This window comes from Herminiimonas arsenitoxidans, from assembly GCF_900130075.1.
Taxonomy (GTDB): Bacteria; Pseudomonadota; Gammaproteobacteria; order Burkholderiales; family Burkholderiaceae_D; genus Oxalicibacterium; species Oxalicibacterium arsenitoxidans.
This window is the reverse complement of the sequence record NZ_LT671418.1, coordinates 1,888,231-1,910,039: the sequence shown is the minus strand read 5'-3', so window position 1 is coordinate 1,910,039 and position 21,809 is coordinate 1,888,231. Positions and strand designations below refer to the sequence as shown.

The 21,809-nt window shown below is 52.1% G+C and carries 15 protein-coding genes, 1 tRNA gene and 1 riboswitch; of the genes, 14 read left to right on the top strand and 2 right to left on the bottom strand.

Annotation, left to right across the window (positions count from 1 at the left end; translation table 11 throughout):
• Positions 1 to 70: 70 nt before the first annotated feature.
• The 5 genes from BQ6873_RS08985 (at position 71) to dnaG (ending at position 4,556) form a co-directional block, all read left to right on the top strand.
• Entirely contained in the window at positions 71 to 1,267 is a 1,197-nt protein-coding gene (locus tag BQ6873_RS08985) for a BaiN/RdsA family NAD(P)/FAD-dependent oxidoreductase (RefSeq protein ID WP_076592341.1), read from the top strand.
• Between the two features lie 90 nt (positions 1,268 to 1,357).
• Positions 1,358 to 1,795: a VOC family protein gene (locus tag BQ6873_RS08980; protein WP_076592340.1), complete on the top strand. Its 438-nt coding sequence runs from the start codon at positions 1,358 to 1,360 to the stop codon at positions 1,793 to 1,795.
• A gap of 144 nt (positions 1,796 to 1,939) precedes the next feature.
• Positions 1,940 to 2,152, top strand: coding sequence for a 30S ribosomal protein S21 (gene rpsU, locus BQ6873_RS08975; RefSeq protein WP_011870001.1), 213 nt, complete (start codon positions 1,940 to 1,942; stop codon positions 2,150 to 2,152).
• Between the two features lie 129 nt (positions 2,153 to 2,281).
• Positions 2,282 to 2,731, top strand: coding sequence for a GatB/YqeY domain-containing protein (locus BQ6873_RS08970; protein WP_076592339.1), 450 nt, complete (start codon positions 2,282 to 2,284; stop codon positions 2,729 to 2,731).
• 25 nt (positions 2,732 to 2,756) lie between these two features.
• On the top strand, positions 2,757 to 4,556 hold the full coding sequence (gene dnaG / locus BQ6873_RS08965) for a DNA primase (protein WP_076592338.1): 1,800 nt from the start codon (positions 2,757 to 2,759) through the stop codon (positions 4,554 to 4,556).
• Positions 4,557 to 4,881: 325 nt separating this feature from the next.
• Here the strand turns inward: dnaG and BQ6873_RS18255 are convergent, their stop codons facing one another.
• On the bottom strand, positions 4,882 to 5,121 hold the full coding sequence (locus tag BQ6873_RS18255; protein WP_231949310.1) for a hypothetical protein: 240 nt from the start codon (positions 5,119 to 5,121) through the stop codon (positions 4,882 to 4,884).
• Between BQ6873_RS18255 and rpoD the strand changes: the two genes are divergently transcribed.
• From rpoD to BQ6873_RS08920, 9 genes are all read left to right on the top strand, one after another.
• Positions 5,033 to 7,267, top strand: a complete 2,235-nt coding sequence (gene rpoD / locus BQ6873_RS08960) for an RNA polymerase sigma factor RpoD (RefSeq protein ID WP_407928024.1) — start codon at positions 5,033 to 5,035, stop codon at positions 7,265 to 7,267. The two genes, BQ6873_RS18255 and rpoD, sit on opposite strands and share 89 nt — an antisense overlap.
• 17 nt (positions 7,268 to 7,284) lie before the next feature.
• A tRNA-Ile gene (locus tag BQ6873_RS08955) sits at positions 7,285 to 7,363 on the top strand.
• Positions 7,364 to 7,541: 178 nt separating this feature from the next.
• Positions 7,542 to 7,807: riboswitch (cobalamin riboswitch) on the top strand.
• A gap of 157 nt (positions 7,808 to 7,964) precedes the next feature.
• On the top strand, positions 7,965 to 10,160 hold the full coding sequence (locus BQ6873_RS08950; protein WP_231949308.1) for a TonB-dependent receptor: 2,196 nt from the start codon (positions 7,965 to 7,967) through the stop codon (positions 10,158 to 10,160).
• 119 nt (positions 10,161 to 10,279) lie between these two features.
• Entirely contained in the window at positions 10,280 to 10,879 is a 600-nt protein-coding gene (locus tag BQ6873_RS08945) for a MotA/TolQ/ExbB proton channel family protein (RefSeq protein ID WP_076592336.1), read from the top strand.
• 37 nt (positions 10,880 to 10,916) lie between these two features.
• Positions 10,917 to 11,219 carry a DUF2149 domain-containing protein gene (locus tag BQ6873_RS08940; protein ID WP_231949307.1) on the top strand — a complete coding sequence of 101 codons (303 nt, stop codon included), beginning with the start codon at positions 10,917 to 10,919 and terminating at the stop codon, positions 11,217 to 11,219.
• A gap of 13 nt (positions 11,220 to 11,232) precedes the next feature.
• On the top strand, positions 11,233 to 15,144 hold the full coding sequence (locus BQ6873_RS08935; RefSeq protein ID WP_162274197.1) for a cobaltochelatase subunit CobN: 3,912 nt from the start codon (positions 11,233 to 11,235) through the stop codon (positions 15,142 to 15,144).
• Positions 15,145 to 15,366: 222 nt separating this feature from the next.
• Positions 15,367 to 17,031: an ABC1 kinase family protein gene (locus BQ6873_RS08930; RefSeq protein WP_076592334.1), complete on the top strand. Its 1,665-nt coding sequence runs from the start codon at positions 15,367 to 15,369 to the stop codon at positions 17,029 to 17,031.
• A 240-nt stretch (positions 17,032 to 17,271) separates the two neighbouring features.
• Positions 17,272 to 18,951, top strand: a complete 1,680-nt coding sequence (locus BQ6873_RS08925) for a methyl-accepting chemotaxis protein (protein WP_076592333.1) — start codon at positions 17,272 to 17,274, stop codon at positions 18,949 to 18,951.
• Positions 18,952 to 19,344: 393 nt separating this feature from the next.
• Positions 19,345 to 20,874, top strand: a complete 1,530-nt coding sequence (locus tag BQ6873_RS08920) for a DEAD/DEAH box helicase (protein ID WP_076592332.1) — start codon at positions 19,345 to 19,347, stop codon at positions 20,872 to 20,874.
• Between the two features lie 44 nt (positions 20,875 to 20,918).
• Here BQ6873_RS08920 and gluQRS read toward each other — a convergent pair whose 3' ends face one another.
• Positions 20,919 to 21,809, bottom strand: coding sequence for a tRNA glutamyl-Q(34) synthetase GluQRS (gene gluQRS / locus BQ6873_RS08915; protein WP_076592331.1), 891 nt, complete (start codon positions 21,807 to 21,809; stop codon positions 20,919 to 20,921).

Below are 21,809 nucleotides of genomic sequence, written 5' to 3'. Positions count from 1 at the left end.
ACTGAAAACAAGCGCGTCGCCTGAAGCGGCTGCGCTTACAATCACGGCTTATTTAAATTTGTAGCAAGCCATGACTAAACAGTTTGATGTTGCCGTAATCGGCGCGGGCGCAGCGGGCATGATGTGCGCTGCAGTAGCAGGCCAACGCGGCAAAAGCGTGGTGCTGATCGATCACGCCGCCAAGCTTGCCGAAAAAATCCGCATCTCCGGTGGTGGCCGCTGTAATTTCACCAACATCGATACCACGCCGCAAAACTTCCTTTCGCAAAATCCTCATTTCTGCAAAAGCGCCTTGTCGCGCTATACGCCGCAGGATTTTCTCGCCTTGATGAAGCGTTATCGCATCGCGTATCACGAGAAGCATAAAGGCCAGTTGTTTTGCGATAACTCGGCAGAAGACATCATCAGCATGCTGAAGGCGGAGTGCGCGCTTGGCAATGTCGCGTGGCGCATGCCTTGCACGGTGGTGTCTATTGCTAAAAACGGCGAGCAGTTCCGCATAGAAACCGATACCGGCGATATTCTCGCTAATAGCCTGGTGATAGCCACTGGCGGTTTGTCGATTCCCAAGATAGGTGCGACCGATTTCGCTTATCGCATCGCCAAGCAATTCGATTTGAAAATGGTCGAGCCGCGTCCGGCGCTGGTGCCGCTGACTTTCGATGCGAACGCCTGGCAGCCATTTGTACCTTTGTCCGGCATCGCCTTGCCGGTCGAGGTGGAAACCGGCAGCAAGAAAACACGCGGTTATTTTAAAGAAGACTTGCTGTTCACGCACCGCGGCTTGTCCGGTCCGGCGATTCTGCAAATATCCAGTTTCTGGCAGCCGGGTACGCCATTAACAATCAATCTGGTGCCGGAAACAGATATTGCCGAAGCCTTGATAGAAGGCAAATCGACCAGCAAGAAGAATTTAGGCAATCAATTGGCGCAATGGCTACCGTCGCGCCTTGCGGATGAATGGCTGGCTGTGAATGACTTCAAGGCCGATGCACGCGTGGCGGATATGCAAGACAAGCAATTGCGCAAGCTGGGCGCGTCGTTAAACCAGTGGAGCATTATCCCGAATGGTTCAGAAGGCTACCGCAAGGCAGAAGTGACGCTGGGCGGCATCGATACACGCGAGTTGTCGCAGCAGACCATGATGGCAAGCAAGGTGCCGGGTTTGCACTTCATCGGCGAATCGGTGGATGTGACCGGCTGGCTGGGCGGCTATAACTTCCAGTGGGCTTGGGCATCCGGTGTGGCGGCGGGACAATCGGTTTAATTGGAAATGTGAGCAAGACTACTGACATGTCTTGTCAGTAGTGCAAGTTATGATCATTGCTGTTTTATTTTTCCTTAAAGGAGCGATTAAATGGACAGTGAACAAGCGAGCAATGAAAATCCAAGCATTATTTCCCATGTTTCTATCGGGACGAATCAGTTTGATAAGGCCCGAGCTTTTTACGACGCCGTTTTGCCGGCTCTGAATATCAAGGTCATCATGGAACATCCCGGCGCGGTAGCTTATGGGCGCCTATATCCGGAGTTCTGGGTGCAGACGCCGCACGATGGCAAGCCTGCCAGCCTCGGTAACGGCTTTCACATGGGATTTGGCGCTGCTAATAAAGAGCAGGTGCACGCGTTTTATGATGCTGCGTTGGCTGCCGGAGCAAGCTGCGATGGCCCGCCTGGTCCGCGCCCACTCTATGGCGACCCATATTACGGTTGTTTTGTGCGCGATCTGGACGGGCATAAAATCGAGGCAGCTTATTGGGATACCGAGCTGAGCATGAAACTTTACGGTCATTAATTCTTTTTTTGTTTGAGGGGGAATATAGGCCGGTGTTGTCGCATTTCCTCCTCAACTTCAATATGGTCGAATAAAGAGCCTTCCATTTGTCGCGCAAGGCTGCTATACTCTTCGACTCACTACCCAACATTGGTTTACATTTAAATGACCACTATCCGCCTTAAAGAAAACGAGCCGTTCGAAGTCGCTATGCGTCGCTTCAAGCGCACCATTGAAAAAACTGGTTTGCTGACCGATTTGCGTGCGCGCGAGTTTTACGAGAAGCCAACTGCTGAACGCAAGCGCAAGCTCGCTGCAGCTGTGAAACGCCATTACAAGCGTATCCGCAGCCAGCAATTGCCTAAAAAGCTGTACTAATTTCTTGAGAGCTGCGCGCGCTATGTGCGTGCGGTTTGAGGAATTAGTTGCAAACCCGCTCCGGTGTTGGTCCGCAGCGGGTTTTGGCGTTTTTAATGATCGCTTGATTAATCAGATATCGGAGTGCGTATGAGCCTGAAAGAACAGATCACAGAAGATATGAAAGCGGCGATGCGCGCGAAAGAAGCGGGCAAGTTGGGCACGATTCGCCTGATTACTGCTTCCATCAAGCAAAAAGAAGTCGACGAACGCATCGAGCTGAACGATACCCAGGTACTCGCCATCATTGAAAAAATGATCAAGCAGCGCAAGGATTCGATTTCGCAATTCCAGGCTGGCGGTCGTCAGGATCTGGTTGATATCGAAGAAGCTGAGCTGGCTGTTCTGGTTACTTATATGCCTAGCGCATTGTCCGATGCAGAAGTGCAGGGCGAAGTTGCTGCTGCCGTCACTGCATCCGGTGCCGCCGGTCCGCAAGATATGGGCAAGGTCATGGCAATTTTGAAAGCGAAACTCGCTGGCCGCGCCGACATGACAGCCGTGTCCGGTTTGGTAAAAGCCGCGCTGACCAAAGCCTGATCGTCTTCAGCATACCGCTGCCGACGTGATACCACAGTCGTTTATCCAGGATCTCCTCAACCGCGTCGATATTGTCGACGTGGTGGGTAAGTACGTGCAGCTGAAAAAAGGCGGCGCGAACTTCATGGGACTGTGTCCCTTCCATAACGAAAAATCTCCCAGTTTTACCGTCAGTCCGACTAAGCAGTTTTATCACTGCTTTGGCTGCGGTGCGCATGGCACGGCGATCGGTTTTCTGATCGAGTATTCGGGGATGGGTTTCGTTGAGGCGGTGAAGGATTTGGCGCAAAACGTGGGCATGGTTGTGCCAGAGGCGGAAGACCGTTTGCCGCCGGCGCAGCGTGCCGAGCATCAGGCAAAAAGTCTTGCGCTGTCAGAGGCGATGACGCGTGCCTGTGATTTTTATCGCCAGCAATTGCGCCATGCTGAACGGGCAAAAAATTATTTGATCGGCCGTGGTTTGACTGGCGAAATCGCAGCACGCTATGGCATGGGTTATGCGCCTGACGGCTGGGATGGTTTGCGCGCTGTTTTCCCTGATTATGAATTGGACGCGTTGGTCGAGTCTGGACTGGTGATCGACAAGGCGGAAGAGGAAGGCGCGAATCGCAAGCGCTATGACCGATTCCGCGATCGCATCATGTTCCCTATCCGTAATTCCAAAGGCCAAGTGATTGGTTTTGGCGGTCGTGTCATGGATAACGGCGAGCCCAAATACTTGAATTCGCCTGAAACGCCCTTATTTCAAAAGGGTAGCGAGCTGTATGGCTTGTTTGAAGCACGTCAGGCAATCCGCGAAGCTGGTTACGCCTTGGTAACAGAAGGTTATATGGATGTAGTCGCGCTGGCACAGCTCGGCTTCCCGCAGGTGGTAGCAACGCTGGGTACCGCGTGCACACCGATACATGTACAAAAATTACTACGTCAGACTGATCAAGTTATTTTCAGTTTCGATGGCGACAAAGCGGGACGTCGTGCCGCACGTCGCGCGCTGGAAGCCAGTTTGCCGCACGCCAGTGACAACAAAGTCATCAAGTTTTTGTTCCTGCCTAGCGAGCATGATCCGGACAGTTTTATCCGTGAGCTAGGCACCGACGCATTCGAAAAACAGGTGCAGGATGCCATGCCGCTGTCGCAATTTTTGCTGAAAGAAGCAGTTGGCGATAATGATCTCGGCACGCCGGAAGGCAGGGCGCGCGCGCAGTTCGATGCCAAGCCTTTGCTGCAGGCATTGCCACCTTCATCATTGCGTTTGCAAATCGTGCGCAGTCTGGCGCAAGTAACGGAAAGTACGCCGGCAGAAATCGAGGCCCTGTTCGAATTGGTGCAACCGATTTCCCGTGTACGCGCTGCACCACCGCGCAGCAAGCGGACGGCGCCGCTTGGCTTGGAACGCCAGATCATGCGCTTGCTGGTAGCGCATCCGATATTGGCGGCCGAGCTGGATCAATCTGCATTGGATATGACCGCGCATTTTGCGCCAGACCATGCGGAAATGCTGGAGCAATTGGTCACGATGAGTCGTGACATGGGCGCACAGGCTAATTTTGCGATTCTGGCAGAGTTATTGCGTTCTACCGGTTCGGATTTTGATCCCTTGATCGCCGAGATTGCGGCTGAGCCAGAGTCGGATGTAGCGGTTGCGCGCGTGGAGTTGGCTGGCGCGATTCGTCAGACCAAAATGAAGGTCTTGAAGGATGAGCTTGAGCAACTTGTGCTGGCAGGTTTAAATGGCGAGCAAGCGCAGGCGCGCTATCGTGATTTGACCTTGCAGCAAGAGCAATTGCGCCGTCAGGCGCAGGCAGAAATCATGCAAAGAGGCTAATTTTGCTCTTGTGTAGAGGAGGAATGCTCCCCTATATGTTATAATTAAAGGCTTTCGATTCAAGGTCTTAGAGTTATAGGTAATAAAGTAATCGAAAAGAAAATCAATAAACTTGCGCGGGCGTAAGCCAGAGTTGAATGCGCAAATCGGCTCGTCGAGCGCAAGCTTAACCGCGCTTCAAGAGCATAACCTTGGTAGTTGATCCAATGGCGAATGCAATGAAGAAACCCGCGAACAAACAAACTCTTGCCGCAAGTAAGGCCAAATCGGCCGCGGTAAAGTCGACAAAACCTGTTGAGAAGAAAGTAGCTGCCAAGTCAGTTGGTCAGGCAAAAGCCGTGGCCTCGAAGACAAAGGCAATAACATCGTCAAGCAAAGCCGTGACGAAGAGCGCTGCAGTTGTAGCGAAAACTCCAGCGGCCAAACTTTCACCCAAAGTTGCTGCAAAGCCGGTATCAGTGCAATCGAAAGCCCCTGTGACAAATAAGAAATCTGAAGTGAAGTCTGCTAGCAAATCAGCAAAAATCGAACCAAAAGTCGAGTCGCGTCCTGGCGTTAACGTCATGATCACTGCGACCGTCAGTCAGACTACTGACGCTGCTACTTTGGCCGCAATCGATACGTCAGGTTACATCCTGCCATCGATCAAGGTGCCTGGCCGTCGTGGTCGCAAACCAAAAGAATTCCAGCCTGAGAACGATGAAGTCGCGGCATTGAACGCAGTCGAACGTGCAGAACTGAAAGCCGTCGACAAAGCGAAAGCGAAAGATCGCAAGGCCAAAGAAAAAGCATTGTTGAAAGATGCGTTCTCGTCCGATACAGAAGCCAGCGAAGAAGAACTCGAAGCGCGTCGTCAAAAACTGAAGACGCTGATCAAGTTCGGTAAAGAACGCGGCTTCCTCACGTACGCAGAAATCAACGATCACCTGCCAGAAAACATCATCGATCCAGAAGCGATCGAAGGCATCATCGGTACCTTCAATGACATGGGTATCGCGGTCTACGAGCAAGCGCCGGATGCAGAAACATTGTTGTTGTCCGATAACGTTGCTACCGTTGCCAGCGATGATGAAGCTGAAGCTGCTGCTGAAGCTGCGCTGTCGACCGTCGATTCCGATTTCGGCCGTACTACCGATCCTGTCCGCATGTACATGCGCGAAATGGGTTCCGTCGAACTGTTGACGCGCGAAGGCGAAATCGGCATCGCAAAACGTATTGAAGATGGCTTGCGTGACATGATCCAGGCGATCTCCGCATGCCCGACCACGATTGCAGAAATCATCGCAGCATCGGAACGCATTGCCAAAGACGAAGCCAAGGTCGACGAGATCGTTGACGGCTTGGTCGACATGAATGCATCCGAGCCTGTGATTGCTCCTCCTGCTCCTGCCGCTTCTGATGAAGAAGAAGAGGAAGAGGAAGAGGAAGAAGAAGAGGAAGAAGAGGAAGAAACGACAGCTGCTTCTGGCGCTGCTGGTTTCTCGAGCGAACAACTGGAACAGTTGAAGCGCGACTCTCTCGCCAAATTCGCTACTATCGCTACGCAATTCGACAAGATGCGCAAAGCCTTCGAGAAGGAAGGCTACAACTCCAAGCCTTACGTCAAGGCGCAGGAAATCATCTCGAACGAATTGTTGAGCATTCGCTTCACCGCAAAAGTTGTTGAGAAATTGTGCGACACCTTGCGCGGTCAAGTTGACGAAGTACGTCACATCGAAAAACAAATTCTCGATGTTGCTGTCAACAAGTGCGGTATGCCACGCGGCCACTTCATCAAAGTTTTCCCGGGCAATGAAACCAATCTGGACTGGGTTGATGGCGAAGTAAACGGCAAGCATGCATACAGCGTCGTGTTGGCACGTAACGTACCAACCGTCAAAGAATTGCAGCAAAAATTGATCGACTTGCAAGCGCGCGTCGTATTGCCGTTGCCAGATCTGCGCGCCATTAACAAGAAGATGGCTGCCGGTGAAATGAAGGCACGCAAAGCGAAACGCGAAATGACCGAGGCTAACTTGCGTCTGGTTATTTCGATCGCGAAAAAATACACCAACCGTGGTTTGCAATTCCTGGATCTGATCCAGGAAGGCAATATCGGTTTGATGAAGGCAGTCGACAAGTTTGAATATCGTCGCGGCTTTAAATTCTCGACATACGCAACTTGGTGGATCCGTCAGGCTATCACGCGTTCGATCGCCGATCAGGCGCGCACCATCCGTATTCCTGTGCACATGATCGAAACGATCAACAAGATGAATCGCATCTCGCGTCAAATCTTGCAGGAAACCGGCGCTGAGCCAGATCCAGCGACTTTGGCGATCAAGATGGAAATGCCGGAAGACAAAATTCGCAAGATCATGAAGATCGCGAAAGAACCGATTTCGATGGAAACACCGATCGGCGACGACGACGATTCACATCTGGGCGATTTCATCGAAGACAACAATACATTGGCACCAGCCGATGCAGCGTTGCACGCTTCGATGCGCGGCGTAGTCAAGGATGTATTGGATTCGTTGACGCCACGCGAAGCGAAAGTCTTGCGTATGCGTTTCGGTATCGAAATGTCTACCGACCACACTCTGGAAGAGGTTGGTAAACAGTTCGACGTGACACGCGAGCGTATTCGTCAAATAGAAGCAAAGGCATTACGCAAATTGCGTCATCCATCACGTTCGGATAAACTGAAGAGCTTCCTAGAAGGTAATTAAATTCTAAACAGGTTACTGGGCCTCTAGCTCATGCTTGGTTAGAGCAGCGGACTCATAATCCGTTGGTGCCGTGTTCGACTCACGGGAGGCCCACCACAAATAAGAAGGGGTTACGATTATTCGTAACCCCTTTTTTTCATTTTGAGCGCGATTTTTTGCGCTCTTGCTTCGGCGTGTCGTTAAAACTCTGGGCTTAAGCTGTTATCAACTTGCGACAAACCTCAGTATTTCTGGGGTTTTCGGCACAAAAATTTGCTACATCACCAATAGCAACATACAATTCGCGGGTTTTGGTGCCAGCGGATAAGTTCTTGTCCGCAGTTAAACGGGAAACACAATATCGTTCTGATCGTCGTTTGCAATTGCAAAGGCGAGTGATGCAATGTGTGCTGCCCCCGCAACGGTAAGCAAGCGCAAAAAACATGATAGGCATCATGTCTTTTTGCAGACCGCTTCAATACCACTGTGCTGAGTTTGGCATGGGAAGGTGAAGTGGTCATGCTTGTTAGCCCGGATACCGGCCAAATCAGGTGGAAGTGTGCGAACGGGATGGGTTCGCGAACATGTTTTGTCGTTGATACGCGCTTAACAGCGTCATGACGTACTGCGCATTTTTCGTTTCTATTCTTCGAATACTTCTTTAGATTTCGACTTGCGGGGAAGCAAGCCGAGAGCCTTTTGACGGATTCCAACTATCATGCAATCTCCCTATCGCCTTGCAGCAATGGCGAAGCGCGCGCGTAACAACACAGTCGCGCTGCATCACTCCCTTTCCACGCATTACTCTATTTCTGCTTACGTACGTATCACCACTTTGGGTGTGTGCATGGGCAGCCTGCCGGCATTTGCACAAACTGATGTTGAACTGCCAGCAGTGACTGTTAATAGCGTTAGTGACAGCACTTTGAAACTGGATGTGCCCAATGCTACGGCGTCGCGCCTGGGACTGGCTCCGCGTGATATTCCGGCCAGCGTCAGTAGTCTGGATGCCGCTGCCATCAGCGAACGCAATCTGACGCGTGCGCAAGATGTAGCGATACGCATGCCGGGTGTGACGCAATCGCCATCGCCAGGTAATGGCGGCACTAGTTTGTCAGCACGCGGTTTTTCCGGGCATAACTCGGTTGCACAACTGGTGGATGGCACGCGTTTGGTGGTGGCATCAGGCACAGTGACTTATCCATTCTCTACCTGGCCGCTGGAATCGGTCGACGTCCTGCGTGGTCCGGCATCGGTGCTGTACGGCGATGGCGCCATCGGTGCTGCAGTCAACTATGTCACCAAGAAACCTGTCTTTGACCGCACCGAGCGGGAGGCTATGGTAGGTGTTGGTTCTTATGGTTCATACCAGCTTGGTGTCGGGCTGCGCGGACCGATCAACGATGTCGTGGCTTACTCGCTCTACATCGATACAGATAAAAGCGACGGCTATCGTCGCGACATGGCGTATGACCGACAAAATATCTCGGCCGCTGTCACTGTGCGACCTAACAAGGATTTGAAGGTTACTTTCTTGCTGGATGCCGGTCACAACGATGACGCGACATATTATGGTACGCCGCTGATTAATGGCCGGCTCGATGACCGCCTGCGTCGCACCAGTTTCAATGTCAATGATGCCGTCGTCAATTACAACGATAAAGTATGGCGCGCCAAAGTTGATTACCAACTCGCAGATAACATTTCATTGCGCAATGAAACCTATTATCTGACCAGCAAGCGCCACTGGAAAAATACCGAGTCGTATGCCATCAACCCGAATGGCAGCCTTACCCGTAGCAGCTATCTGGAAATCCTGCACGATCAGGAACAGACCGGTAATCGTTTTGATGTGACAGTAGACGGTCATATCGCAGACCTCAAAAACCGCTTTGTTGCTGGTTTCGATTGGTACCGTACAACTCTGCTGCACACGAATAACGGTACTTCAACAAATCCCGCCAATATTCCTAATCCGTTTAATTTTGATAATGGCGTGTTCGTTAGTTCTACGCCTACCGTTCCCGGGCGCTATTCCGAGTTGGAGACCAAAGCGCTCTTCGCCGAAAACGTGTTGGATATTGCCACCAACTGGAAGCTGGTGGCCGGTTTGCGCAGCGAGCATATGACGCTGGATAGTACGGATTTGCGTACAAGTACGAGTCTGCAAAAGAAATATTCGCCGCTGACCGGTCGTCTCGGTGCAATCTGGTCGCCATCGAATGCAATTTCACTATACGGCCAATACGGTACAGGTACTGATCCACTCAGTGGTCAATTGTCACTGCCTAGTGGTGGCACGACATTTGACCTCACTAAAGGACGCCAGTTGGAAGTCGGTGCCAAAGGGAGTCTCGCTGCGATACGCGGTGAATGGACGGTGGCCATGTACAGGATAGAGAAACGCAATTTGCTGACACGTGATCCAAACAATTCGGTAGTGACACTACAGATCGGACAGCAATCTTCAACCGGTCTTGAATTTGCATTCGCTGCTGAGCCTGTACGTGGCTGGACGATAGATGCGAATGCTGCCTTGCTGCGTGCACGCTATGACAATTTCTCAGAAGATGTGGGTGGCACCACGGTTTCACGCACTGGCAATACGCCGACCGGCGTGCCGGAACGCATGGCCAATATCTGGACTGCGTATCGCTTTTTGCCGAAATGGCAGGCCGGTTTCGGTGCACGTTATGTCGGTGAGCGGCAAGCCAATACGGCAAATACTTTGAGCTTGCCCGCATACACAGTGATGGATACCTCGCTGCTGTACAACTACTCGCGCAATCTGAGCATCACCTTCGCGGTGAAAAACATCGCCAATCGCGACTATGCCTTGTCTGGATCGGGTAATACACGTTGGCTATTGGGTGAGCCGCGTACTGCGCAGTTAATAGTACGTTCCTCTTTTTAAAATGCATCACTGTTGAGCGTTAGTCATTCCATCGCTCATCGTGCCGATATCTGTGTGAGATTTTTTCACGCACAGATATCGGCCTTCATTATTTTGTACTGACACTCAGGGAAATCGTCATGCCAACTTTAGACATCAATACAGCGGTGCAACTGGTCGAGACATTCTTGTATTCGATCTCGACCTTATTACATTTACCGGTGTTGGCAGCGATAGCTGTATTGGTTCTTTACCTTCTGATGTACTTGGGCGGGTTTACACGCGAATGGTTTGAGCGCAGGCGCGGCGTACGCAGTCTGCTGGTTTTTGCAGAAGCAGAAATGGCCGCTGCCATCGCTGCAACAGATATGCCGTCAGTGCTGGATGCGCGTCTGGAGCGCATCGTGCAGCGTGCCGATGCAATCGGCATGCGCCGACTTGATGCGGTGCGCTTTGTCGTGCGTGTCGGGCCTGCGCTGGGCTTGATGGGTACCCTGATTCCGATGGGGATCGCACTGGCCGGTTTGGCACAAGGCGATCTGCCGAATATGGCGGCAAGTATGACGACAGCTTTTACCGCGACTGTGGTTGGTCTGGCGTGCAGTGTGGTCGCGTATGGCATAGCGTTGGTGCGGGAGCATTGGTTGCGCAGTGATTCGACCGAGATCGCCTATGCTGCCGAAACCTTGCTGGCACGGCATAGCGAGTCGCAAAAACTCACGGCTGTTGTGGAGGGCTGAGATGCGCTATTTAAATCGACATCGGTATAGCCGGCATTTGAGTGAAGGAACGGATGATCCTCTCGCCGGCGTCGCCAATTTGTTTGATGCGAGCATCGTCTTTATCGTTGCGATGATGCTGGCGCTGTTTTCTGCATGGAACATGCTTGATCTGCTGGACCCGAACTCAGAGGTCACGATAGCCAAGAAAACTGCTGACGGAAAAGTAGAAGTCATGACTAAAAAAGGTGCTGAGATCAAAGTCAGCCGTGTTAGCGATAAACCCTTGTCCGGCGAAGGCAAACGCCTGGGCACTGCTTACCAGCTGCCAGATGGAAAGGTTGTGTATGTTCCGGAATAAATATTGTGCGTGCTTGTTGTTCGCTTTGGGTCTGATGGCTAGTGCGCAAGCTGTGTCGCGTGAATTGGTATTGCTGCTCGGCGATGTCGAGTCGCGTCCTGCAGTACTGGCCATGCGCTCTTTGCAAACGACCTTGAAAGATCAGGATATCAAGGTTCGTATCATCGCTGCCAACAGCATGAGTCAAAAAGACAGGGTTGCGCTGGCGAAGGCCGACGTTGCCGTGATTAGTGTGGTTGGACGTCAGCTGGTACAAAGAATTCTGCCCGAACTCGATACCTTGCAACGTAACAAGCGTACCGTCATTGCAGTGGGTTCCGGTGTGGATGATGAACTGCGCGAGCTGGGATTGCGCGAAGAGAAAACGGTACAGAAGTACTATCGCGCCGGCGGCATAGAGAATATGACGAACATGCTGCGTTATGTATTGCGTACCCAGTTAGGCGTCAGTGTGACAGAAGCGCCGGTCCAGCCTATGCCGGAGATCGGTTTATATGACGTTGCCGCAGACCGTACCTATTCCGATTTTGAGCAGTACGCAAAAAAGTACACGCATTATCGTCCAGGTGCACCGTGGGTAGGCGTGATGTTTTTCCGTGCGAGTCTGGTCGCAGGCCAAACCTTGCCTTTGGCTGCGATCGTCGCGCGTCTGGAAAAATCCGGTTACAACGTCATGCCGGTATTCGGTTATCCGTATGAAGTACCGCTGCAATACTTTTTGAATGACGCTGGTAAATCGCGCGTTGAATTGATCGTCGCACTGGGTATGAAAGTAGGCGGTACCGCTGCCACCAGCGGCATGCTCGACAAGATCGGGGTGCCGGCAATCAATGCGATCACTCTGAGTCAGCAATCCGCAGAGCAATGGAAAGAGTCGAAAACCGGTTTGAACATCACCGAGCGTTCGTGGCAGCTGGCCGGTGCCGAACTGGCTGGCCTGATACAACCGACCGTGGTTGCCAGTCGTGAACGGATTACCGATGTGCAAACCGAACTGGCTTACATCGAAGAGCAACCGATAGCGGAACGGATAGATCGTCTGGCCGAGCGGGTCGATGCCTGGCTGGCCTTGCGCAAGAGTGCAAATTCGAACAAGCGTATCGCCATGCTGTATTACAACTACCCACATGGTTCGGAAACAATAGGCGCGTCCTATTTGAATGTACTGCCAGAAAGCTTATGGCAAATCGTGCAGCGTTTGAACAAGGATGGCTATCGCACCAGCGATGCGAGCTCGCATCTGCCTGCCGACAAGCAAGCCTTGCAAGACGATATCCAGAAGTGGGGCAATTATCCGAGTAAAGGTAGCAAGGATTATCGTGCCGGCCTAGCGCAGCTCGCGACCAGCGGACAGGCATTGCTAGTGCCCTTGTCGGATTACATGAAATGGTACGAACAGTTTCCTGCGGAGTTAAAAAGTTCGATTGAAAAAGCGTGGGGCGCTCCGCAAAAAGCATCGACCTTATGGCGCGATGCAAATGGACGTGATCAATTTGTTTTCCCGGCGCGACGCTATGGCCATCTGCTGATGGCACCGCAACCGGGGCGCGCGTGGGAGCAGAATCTGGAGAAGCTGCATGACGATGTGTCGCTGCCGCCGAGTCATGAGTACATCGCATTCTATTTGTGGTTGCAGCATGGCTATCGCGCGAATGCGGTGATGCATATAGGAACGCACGGTACCCACGAGTGGTTAACTGGCAAGGAAGCTGGTCTTTCCGCGGCCGATCCGACGGAAGCGCTGATAGGCGCGGTGCCGAATATTTATCCGTATGTGATGGATGACGTAGGCGAAGGCTTGCAGGCCAAGCGACGCGGTATGGCCACCATTATTGATCACATGACGCCACCATTCGATGTGGCCGGACTTAATCCGGACCTGCGTGAACTCTTGTCTTTGCTGAATGACTATCGCGTGGCGAATCAAAAGAGTCCGCTGCTGGCGCGTAACCATTTGATTGCATTGAATCGGGTCGCATTAAAAAGCGGCGTGCTAAAAGATATGCAGCGCAAGACACTCAAGACAGAAGCAGATCTGGAAGCGCTGGAAGAATATCTGGACGATACCGCAGATAAGCTCGCGCCGTTTGGCTTGCATACCTTTGGTGTGGCACCCGATGCGGAATTCCGTCATGCCACTGCCAAAGCCGCCATCGGGCTGGACAAGAGTATCGATACGCAGCAACGGGCAGCACGCATACAAAAAATGGAAGATGACATCGTGCGCAGCGCTGACATGGAGCTGGATAATTTAATGCTCGCGCTGGATGGTCACTACATCTCTCCCGGGCCGAGTGCTGATCTGGTGCGTAACCCGGATGCATTACCGACTGGCCGTAATTTCTATGGGCTGGACCCGGCGCGTATCCCTAGTCGCACTACCTATGAGCAAGGGACGATGCTGGCAAAAAAACTGATAGAAGATTACCGCACACGCCATGGTGTGTATCCGGATAAATTGGCGATCAATTTGTGGGGTGTAGAAACCTTGCGCCATGAAGGCATCATGGAAGCACAAGTGCTGGCGCTACTCGGCATCAAGCCAACCTGGGATGAGCGAGGGCGGGTGGTAGGTGTGGAAGCGATATCACGTCGCGCATTGGGTCGGCCTCGCGTTGACGTGACGATGATTTCATCCGGCTTATTCAGGGATTTGTTTGGTAACTTATTGAAATTGCTGGATGACGCTGCGCAGCTGGCACAGAAGCAGGACGATACTGATAATCCCTTGCAGGAACACACACGCAAGATGACATCTGATTTGCAGCGTCAGGGTTTGTCGGCGACGGAGGCGGAACGTTTGGCGACGGTCCGTATTTTCGGATTACCTTCCGGTGCATACGGTACCAATATAGAAAAATTGATTCCGTTGGCTAACGTCTGGCAGAACGAACAACAGGTCGCCGATGTCTTTATCAATCGTATGAGCCACCCGTTTGGCCAGGGTTACTGGGGCGGCGATGCTGATGTGGCCGAAGCGGAACTGGACCCGAAGTTGCGCAGAACCTTATTCAAGCAGGCTTTATCGGGTAGCAAAATTGCATTGCACAGTCGGTCTAGCAATCTATACGCGACGCTCGATAACGATGATTTCTTCCAATACCTGGGCGGCACTGCACTGGCAATTCGCAGCGTCGATGGCAAGACACCTGAGGTGATGGTGAGTGATTTGTCCAACCCGCGTAATCCGCATCACACCAGCTTGCAGAAATATATGGGGCAGGAATTACAGACGCGTTATCTCAATCCGCGCTGGGCAGACCGCATGTTGCAGGAGGGTTATTCCGGTGCGCGCTTCATTAATCGTGTGGTTGATTATCTTTGGGCATGGCAAGTAACGGTGCCAGAAGCGGTAGACGCAAGTAAATGGCAGCGTATGTACGATACGTATATCGCAGATCGACATGGCCTGGATGTGCGTCGCCGTTTTACCGAGAGTGGCAATTTAAAGGCGTATCAAGCAATCACGGATCGCATGTTAACCGTGATCGAACGTGGCTACTGGAAACCTACAGCTGAGGTTCGCAACAATTTGACGCGCATTAATGCACAGGTCATCGCTACTGCAGGCGTTGCTTGTAATAGCGACTCATGCAGTAGCGCCACACTGAAGCAGGCTCCCGATGTTGGCGCTAAACAAATGCCTGCGGGCAGTGCAGAAGCAGTGGCAGGGGCAAATGCAGTGGAGGCCGCTGTGCCGCACAAAAGCGTACAGGCCGAAGCAGCACCTTCCAAAGTTGAGCCGGCTAAAGCGAAGTCAGCAGAACAGGTGGTATCAGGGTTTGAAATGCAATCGCTCCGTTCTATGACTTCTGAACAAAAAACGATAGGGGCATTATTACTGCTGATGTTGGCTGTCGGCTTGATCGGATTCGGCTATTGGCGTCAGAGCAATTCTGCAGCCAGAGGTAAGAATTTAAACTGAAATTTCCTAATCCGTTGGTGCCGCGTTCGACTCACGGGAGATCCACTATAAAAACAAGGGGTTACGATTATTCGTAATCCCTTTTTTATTGCCTAAAACTTAGGCAATAGCTTGCGCCATCAGCCGGTATTGTGGATTATATGGAAACGGTGCTTCGCTCGAAGTACCTCTGCGGGGCCGCACGACGAATTGGATAGCACGTACAACCAAGGAGCGAGGTAGATGTTAGACATGACATTGGCGGCGATACGGGATCGCGAACGTTTGCGGCAGATTATTTCTGTGCTGGCTCGTTTTGGTGTGCAGGATGTCTTCATGCGCCTCGGCTTGGGCGATCTCTTCAACGATAAAACATCCCATAGTTCTACCAATACGCCGCCGGACACTGCGGCAGAAGGACAATCCGCGCCGCAGCGTATGCGCATGGCGATAGAGGCTCTGGGGCCGACCTTCATTAAACTCGGGCAGATACTGGCGACGCGCGGCGATTTATTGCCGACGGAGTGGATAGAAGAGTTCGAGCGCTTGCATAGTCGCGTAGCAAGCATGCCTTGGTCTGATATGCGCGAACAGGTAGTTGCCGATCTGGCCGGGCCTATTGAAGATGTGTTTGCATCTTTTGATACAGAACCGCTTGCTTCAGCGTCGATGGCGCAAGTTTATCGCGCACGCTTGCATGGCGGGCAGGATGTGGTGGTGAAGGTGCAACGTCCTGGACTTCGTCGCACGGTCGAGGCCGATTTACGCTTGCTGGCGCAACTCGCGAATATTGTTGAAGAGCGCAAGTTGGCACCGTATTACAAGCCGCGCGATATCGTGCGTCATCTGACGTTGGCGATGCAGGATGAATTAGATTTCAGGCGCGAAGCGCAATCCTGTGAGCAGGTGGCGCGTAATTTCGAACAGCATCCAGAGATCGAGATTCCGTATATTTATTCCGCATGGTCGAGCGAGCGCTTGTTGGTGCAATCGTATGTCGACGGAATAGCACCCACGGATGACAGCGGCTTGCGTGCGCAAGGATTGGATCGCTCCTTGTTAGCTGAGCGTGGTGCACGCGCATTTTTGAAAATGGTGTTGCATGACGGCTTGTTCCATGCCGATCCGCATCCCGGTAATTTGATCGTACTGGCCGAGAATCGGGTTGGCTTTATTGATTTCGGTATGGTGGGGCGCTTGTCGGATTTGCGACGGGATCAATTGTTGGTGTTGTTCCGTTCCATCGTATCCGGTCGGCCTGATGGCTTGATTAACCTGCTGATGGATTGGTCAGGGCCGACAGATTTCAATTGGCTGAGAGCAGAACAGGCTGTGCAAGAATTTGTCACGCGTACTGCCAGTGCGCCATTGTCATTGAAGCAGGCTTTGAATGATTTCATGGAGATGGCCAAGCAGAGTCGCGTGGCGGTGCCGCCTGATCTAGCCTTGCTGGTCAAGGCGTTTGCGACTGCAGATGGCGTGCTGCAACGCTTGGATCCGCAATTCAATATCGTGCAAATCGCGGGTCCGATGGTGAAGCGCGCTTTGTTGCGTCGTTACTCGCCTCGCACCATACGGCGAGAAGCACTAGCTGCTTTGGTCGATGTACAAACGGCGGCTCTGGATTTGCCACAACTTTTGCGCTTGGTCATGTTGCGCCTGAAGCATGGGCACTTCATGGCGAATATAAAAATTGCGAATCTGGATCGCCTTGGTACTTCGCTGGAGCGAGCGGCGACACGTTTGGCGATTGCAATTGTTACTGCTGCGGTTTTGCTGGCGCTGGGACCAGTGCTATTGCAGTACGGTCCGCGCTGGATGGGCATGCCGGCATTTGCTTGGTTGGGATTGCTGGCAGCAGTCGCGGGGCTGATCACTTTATTCTGGACCTTTCGCCGTCGGCGCTGATGTAGATTGCTGTGTGATGCATGTCACGTATAGAAGAGGATGCAGAAAAAAGGTTACGTTTATGCGTAACCTTTTTTCTATCTATCTCGCCTAAATTTGATCTAGCGCAATAAAAAATTTCCCTACGGGAATATATTGGGTTCAGCGTATTACCCATACGCTCCTTTCGATAAGGGCATGCGTACTTGGTTTGCCTTCCTATCGATTCGCTCATTTCATCCCAAAGCTGGAGATTTTTAGATGCGCACCAATTTACCCGTCACAAATACTGAATACTTTTTAAAAGACGGGATGTCTTTGGTGTCGAAGACAGATACCAAAGGCCGGATCACTTATGTGAATCCCGCGTTTATAGAAGCAAGCGGTTTCCAGGAAGATGAGTTGATCGGCAAGCCGCACAATCTCATACGCCATCCCGACATGCCGGAAGAAGCGTTCGGCGATATGTGGCAGACGCTCAAGCAAGGATTGCCGTGGACGGGTTTGGTTAAAAACCGCCGCAAGAATGGCGAGCATTACTGGGTGAATGCGAACGTCACTCCAGTGCGCGAAGAGAATCAAATCGTTGCCTATATGTCGGTGCGCAGCAAGCCGAGTCGTGAGCAGGTCGAGGGCGCGACTGCTATTTATGCACGCTTTAAAGCTGATCAAGCCCAGGGTTTGGCAATCAAGCGTGGCGCAGTGGTGTCTACAGGTTTGTTTAGCAAATTGGCGGCATTAAAGGACATCGGTTTAAGCGTAAAAATTGCGTTGGGCATGAGTACGATCATTGCGCTGATTGCGGCGCTGGGTTTTTCTGCATCGACTGCAGCAGAAAATGCTGCATGGACTTACTGGTATGGCGGTGCAACGATAGGCGGCATCTGTGTCGCCTTGTTGTTGTGGGCCGGACTGCACGCATCCATCGTGCGTCCTTTACGGATGTTGATAGACGAGACGCGCATCATTGCCGGTGGCGATTTGACTTTCGATTTCAAGGTGAATCGTCATGATGATATGGGACAGTTGCAGCAAGCCTTGCAGCAGATGAACGTGAATTTGCGTTCGGTAATGGGGGATATACGCAGCAACGTTGATTCCATCACGGTAGCCACGCGAGAAATTGCTGCTGGCAATATGGATCTATCGGGCCGTACTGAATCGCAGGCTTCCAGTCTGGAAGAAACTGCTTCCAGCATGGAGCAGCTCGCTGCCACTGTAAAACAGAATGCGGACAATGCGAATCAAGCCAATCAGTTGGTGCAATCAGCATCGGAAGTGGCTGGCAAAGGCGGCACAGTCGTGGAAAAAGTGGGCGCCACCATGGATGAAATCAGTACATCGGCCAGAAAGATAGTCGACATCATCAGCCTGATTGATGGCATTGCATTTCAGACGAATATTCTCGCGCTGAATGCAGCAGTCGAAGCTGCACGTGCAGGTGAGCAAGGCAAGGGATTTGCTGTTGTCGCCTCAGAAGTACGCAGTCTGGCGCAACGTTCGGCCAGTGCAGCGAAAGAAATCAAAACCTTGATCGATGCGTCGGTTGAAAAAGTCGATGCCGGCAATCGTCTGGTCAGTGATGCCATGGCGACGATGGACGATATCGTCAGCTCGGTGCAACGCGTGACCGGCATCATGAACGAGATCACGGTGGCTAGCCGCGAACAAAGTAGCGGGATCGATCAAGTCAATTTGGCGATTTCTCAAATGGATGAAGTGACGCAACAAAATGCCGCACTGGTGGAAGAGGCTGCGGCCGCAGCAGCCAGTCTGGAAGAGCAGACCGTGCATTTGGCGCAGTCCATTTCCGTCTTTAGAACGGGACGTAGCGAAGCCAGAGTGGCACCGTTCCACTCGCCACAACAGTCCTTGCAAGTGCAACATGGTGCGCATAAATCCTTATCAGCGAACAATGCCGCATTGAGAATATCGGCTTGATAAGGTGCTGATTTAGCAAGTATTGCCTTACATGTATAAAATTTCCCGGTGGTAATTTCTTCCGGGTCAGCTTTCTCGTGACTCATCTGTGAGTGGCCGGTAAAGTAATTTACCGGCTTTATTTACAGTTTTGCATCCAACATGTTGATAAATCACGATATATTCCCGTCCGGCGTATAATGCACACTGTCCTGTCGAGGGTAGTGATGGCGGTCGAGATGGTCCCGATTTTCAATAGCGGCCTGCGTCCGCACATGCACCTCGTTTCATCACCACAGAAATAATTCAAATTTATCGAAAGAGCCAGGTCTTTTTCGGATTCGTTGTGCGGTTTTTTGATCCACATCGACATCGATCATGTCGCCTTATAAGAGGCAAGACCTGCTAAAAATCATGTCTGATAGTCAGCCTGTAATCCAGTCAGCAACTCCATCAAATGTTGTGCTCAATGCGGCCGATGCGCATCCGGCCATTCGTTTCGAAGACCTGGGCCTCGCGCCGGAAATCCTGCGCGCCTTGAATGATCAGGGTTATGTGCATCCGACGCCGATTCAGGCTGAGGCAATTCCTATCGTATTGCGCGGCATCGACTTGATGGGCGCGGCACAAACCGGTACCGGTAAAACGGCGGGTTTTTCGCTGCCTATCATCCAGTTGCTGATGGCGCATGCCAACACCAGTGCTTCGCCGGCACGTCATCCTGTGCGTGCATTGATATTGGCACCGACGCGCGAACTGGCCGATCAGGTTGCAGCTAACGTGAAAGCTTATTGCCGTCACACGCCATTGCGTTCGCTGGTGGTATTCGGCGGCATGGATATGGCACCGCAAACCGCTGCCTTGCGCAACGGTGTGGAAATCGTGATTGCAACGCCGGGTCGTCTGCTCGATCACGTACAGCAAAAAACAATCAATCTGTCGCAAACGCAAATCCTCGTCATGGATGAAGCGGATCGCATGCTGGACATGGGCTTTTTGCCTGACCTGCAACGCATCATTAACTTGCTGCCGAAGAAGCGCCAGAACCTGATGTTCTCCGCGACCTTCTCGCCAGAGATCAAGAAACTGGCTGCGACTTTCCTGAAAGATCCAGTCACGATCGAAGTTGCACGCAGCAATGCGACAGCAGAAAACGTGACGCAGATCATTTACAAAATTGATGAAGATGCAAAGGCCGCAGCAGTGTCCTACATCATTCGCCAACGCGAACTGAAACAGGTTATCGTTTTCTCGAATACCAAAATCGGTGCATCACGTCTTGCGCGTCATCTGGAAAGTGAAGGCGTCAAAGCTTCCGCAATTCACGGCGACAAATCGCAATCGGAACGTATGCAAGCCTTGGAGCAATTCAAGAACGGTGCGATCGAAGTGCTGGTTGCAACTGATGTTGCAGCGCGTGGACTCGATATTGCGGAACTGCCTTGCGTGATCAACTACGACTTGCCATACAACGCGGAAGATTACGTACATCGCATCGGTCGTACCGGTCGTGCCGGTGCTTCCGGTGATGCGATTTCCTTGTATTCAGACAAGGATGCACGCTTGCTAGTTGATATCGAAAAGATGATCAAGCACACATTCGTACCGGCACAACTGGCGGGATTTGTACCGCCAGCTGCACGTACTAGCGAGCGTAAGCCGCAAGAGCGTGGTGCACGTCGCGATGAGTCGGAATCACGTGGTCGTACGCCGGAACGTTCGGAGCGTCGTGAATCGAGTAGCCGTGATTCGTCGGCTAGTCGTGATCCAAGCAGCCGTAGCGCGTATGCTGCACCGCGTAAGGAAAAGATAGATCCTTTCTTTACCAAGCCTTACGAACCGACACCATCTACGATTAGCGAAGCCAAGCCGGTTGAGAAAACACCTGCCAAACCGCCTAAGCATAAGATGGCGGCGTTGTTGGGTGGGATGCCTAAGCGCTAAGATTTCATTCTTCATTTAAAAAGGGCACATGACTGTGCCCTTTTTTATTGCGCGATGTATCGTTGCGCCCATGCAGCGATAGCATGTTGCCAAAATTCCGTTATCGATTGCACGTGATCTATTTTCAATTCAAGAAAATGTGCAGCACGTATTAACTCACTTAATGGGTTATTCAGATCGAGCGCCTGTGCGCCAGTTTGCTTCGATAGTTTCTCGCCCAGCTCATTCAAGACTACTGGTACATGCATATACGACGGAGTCGGTAAGCCGAGCATGCGTTGCAGATAGATTTGTCGTCCGGTTGATTCCAGTAAGTCGGTACCACGCACGATATGCGTGACGCCTTGTTCTGCATCATCAACTACGACGGCGATTTGATACGCCCAGAAACCATCCGCACGTTTTAAGATAAAGTCTCCAACTTCCGTTGCCAGATGCTGAGTCAACGGCCCCAGCCAGCGATCATCGAAGATGATGGTTTCGTTTACTTCATTTACATCAGGTACGCGCAGGCGCCAGGTGCGGGCAGTTTTACCGGGTGCGACGCCGTGGCGGCAAGTACCCGGATAAATTGCAGCTCCATCGGCGGCGACACCCAGACGCGAATCGGCAATCTCGCGGCGTGTGCAGCCACATGGATAAACCAGACCGCGCAAACGTTCAAACGCAGCCTGATACAAATTCTTGCGCTCGCTTTGCACTACGACTACACCATCATGCTGCATGCCGAAGACGGCGAGTGCATCCATGATCGCAGTGGTGGCGTCGGCGACGGTGCGGGTTTCATCTATGTCTTCTATGCGTACCAGCCACTGACCGTGATGTGCTTGGGCATCCAGATAGCTGGCCATGGCTGCGACCAGCGAGCCTGCATGCAGAGGACCGCTGGGGGATGGCGCAAAGCGTCCTATATATTTATTTACGTTGTTCGTCAT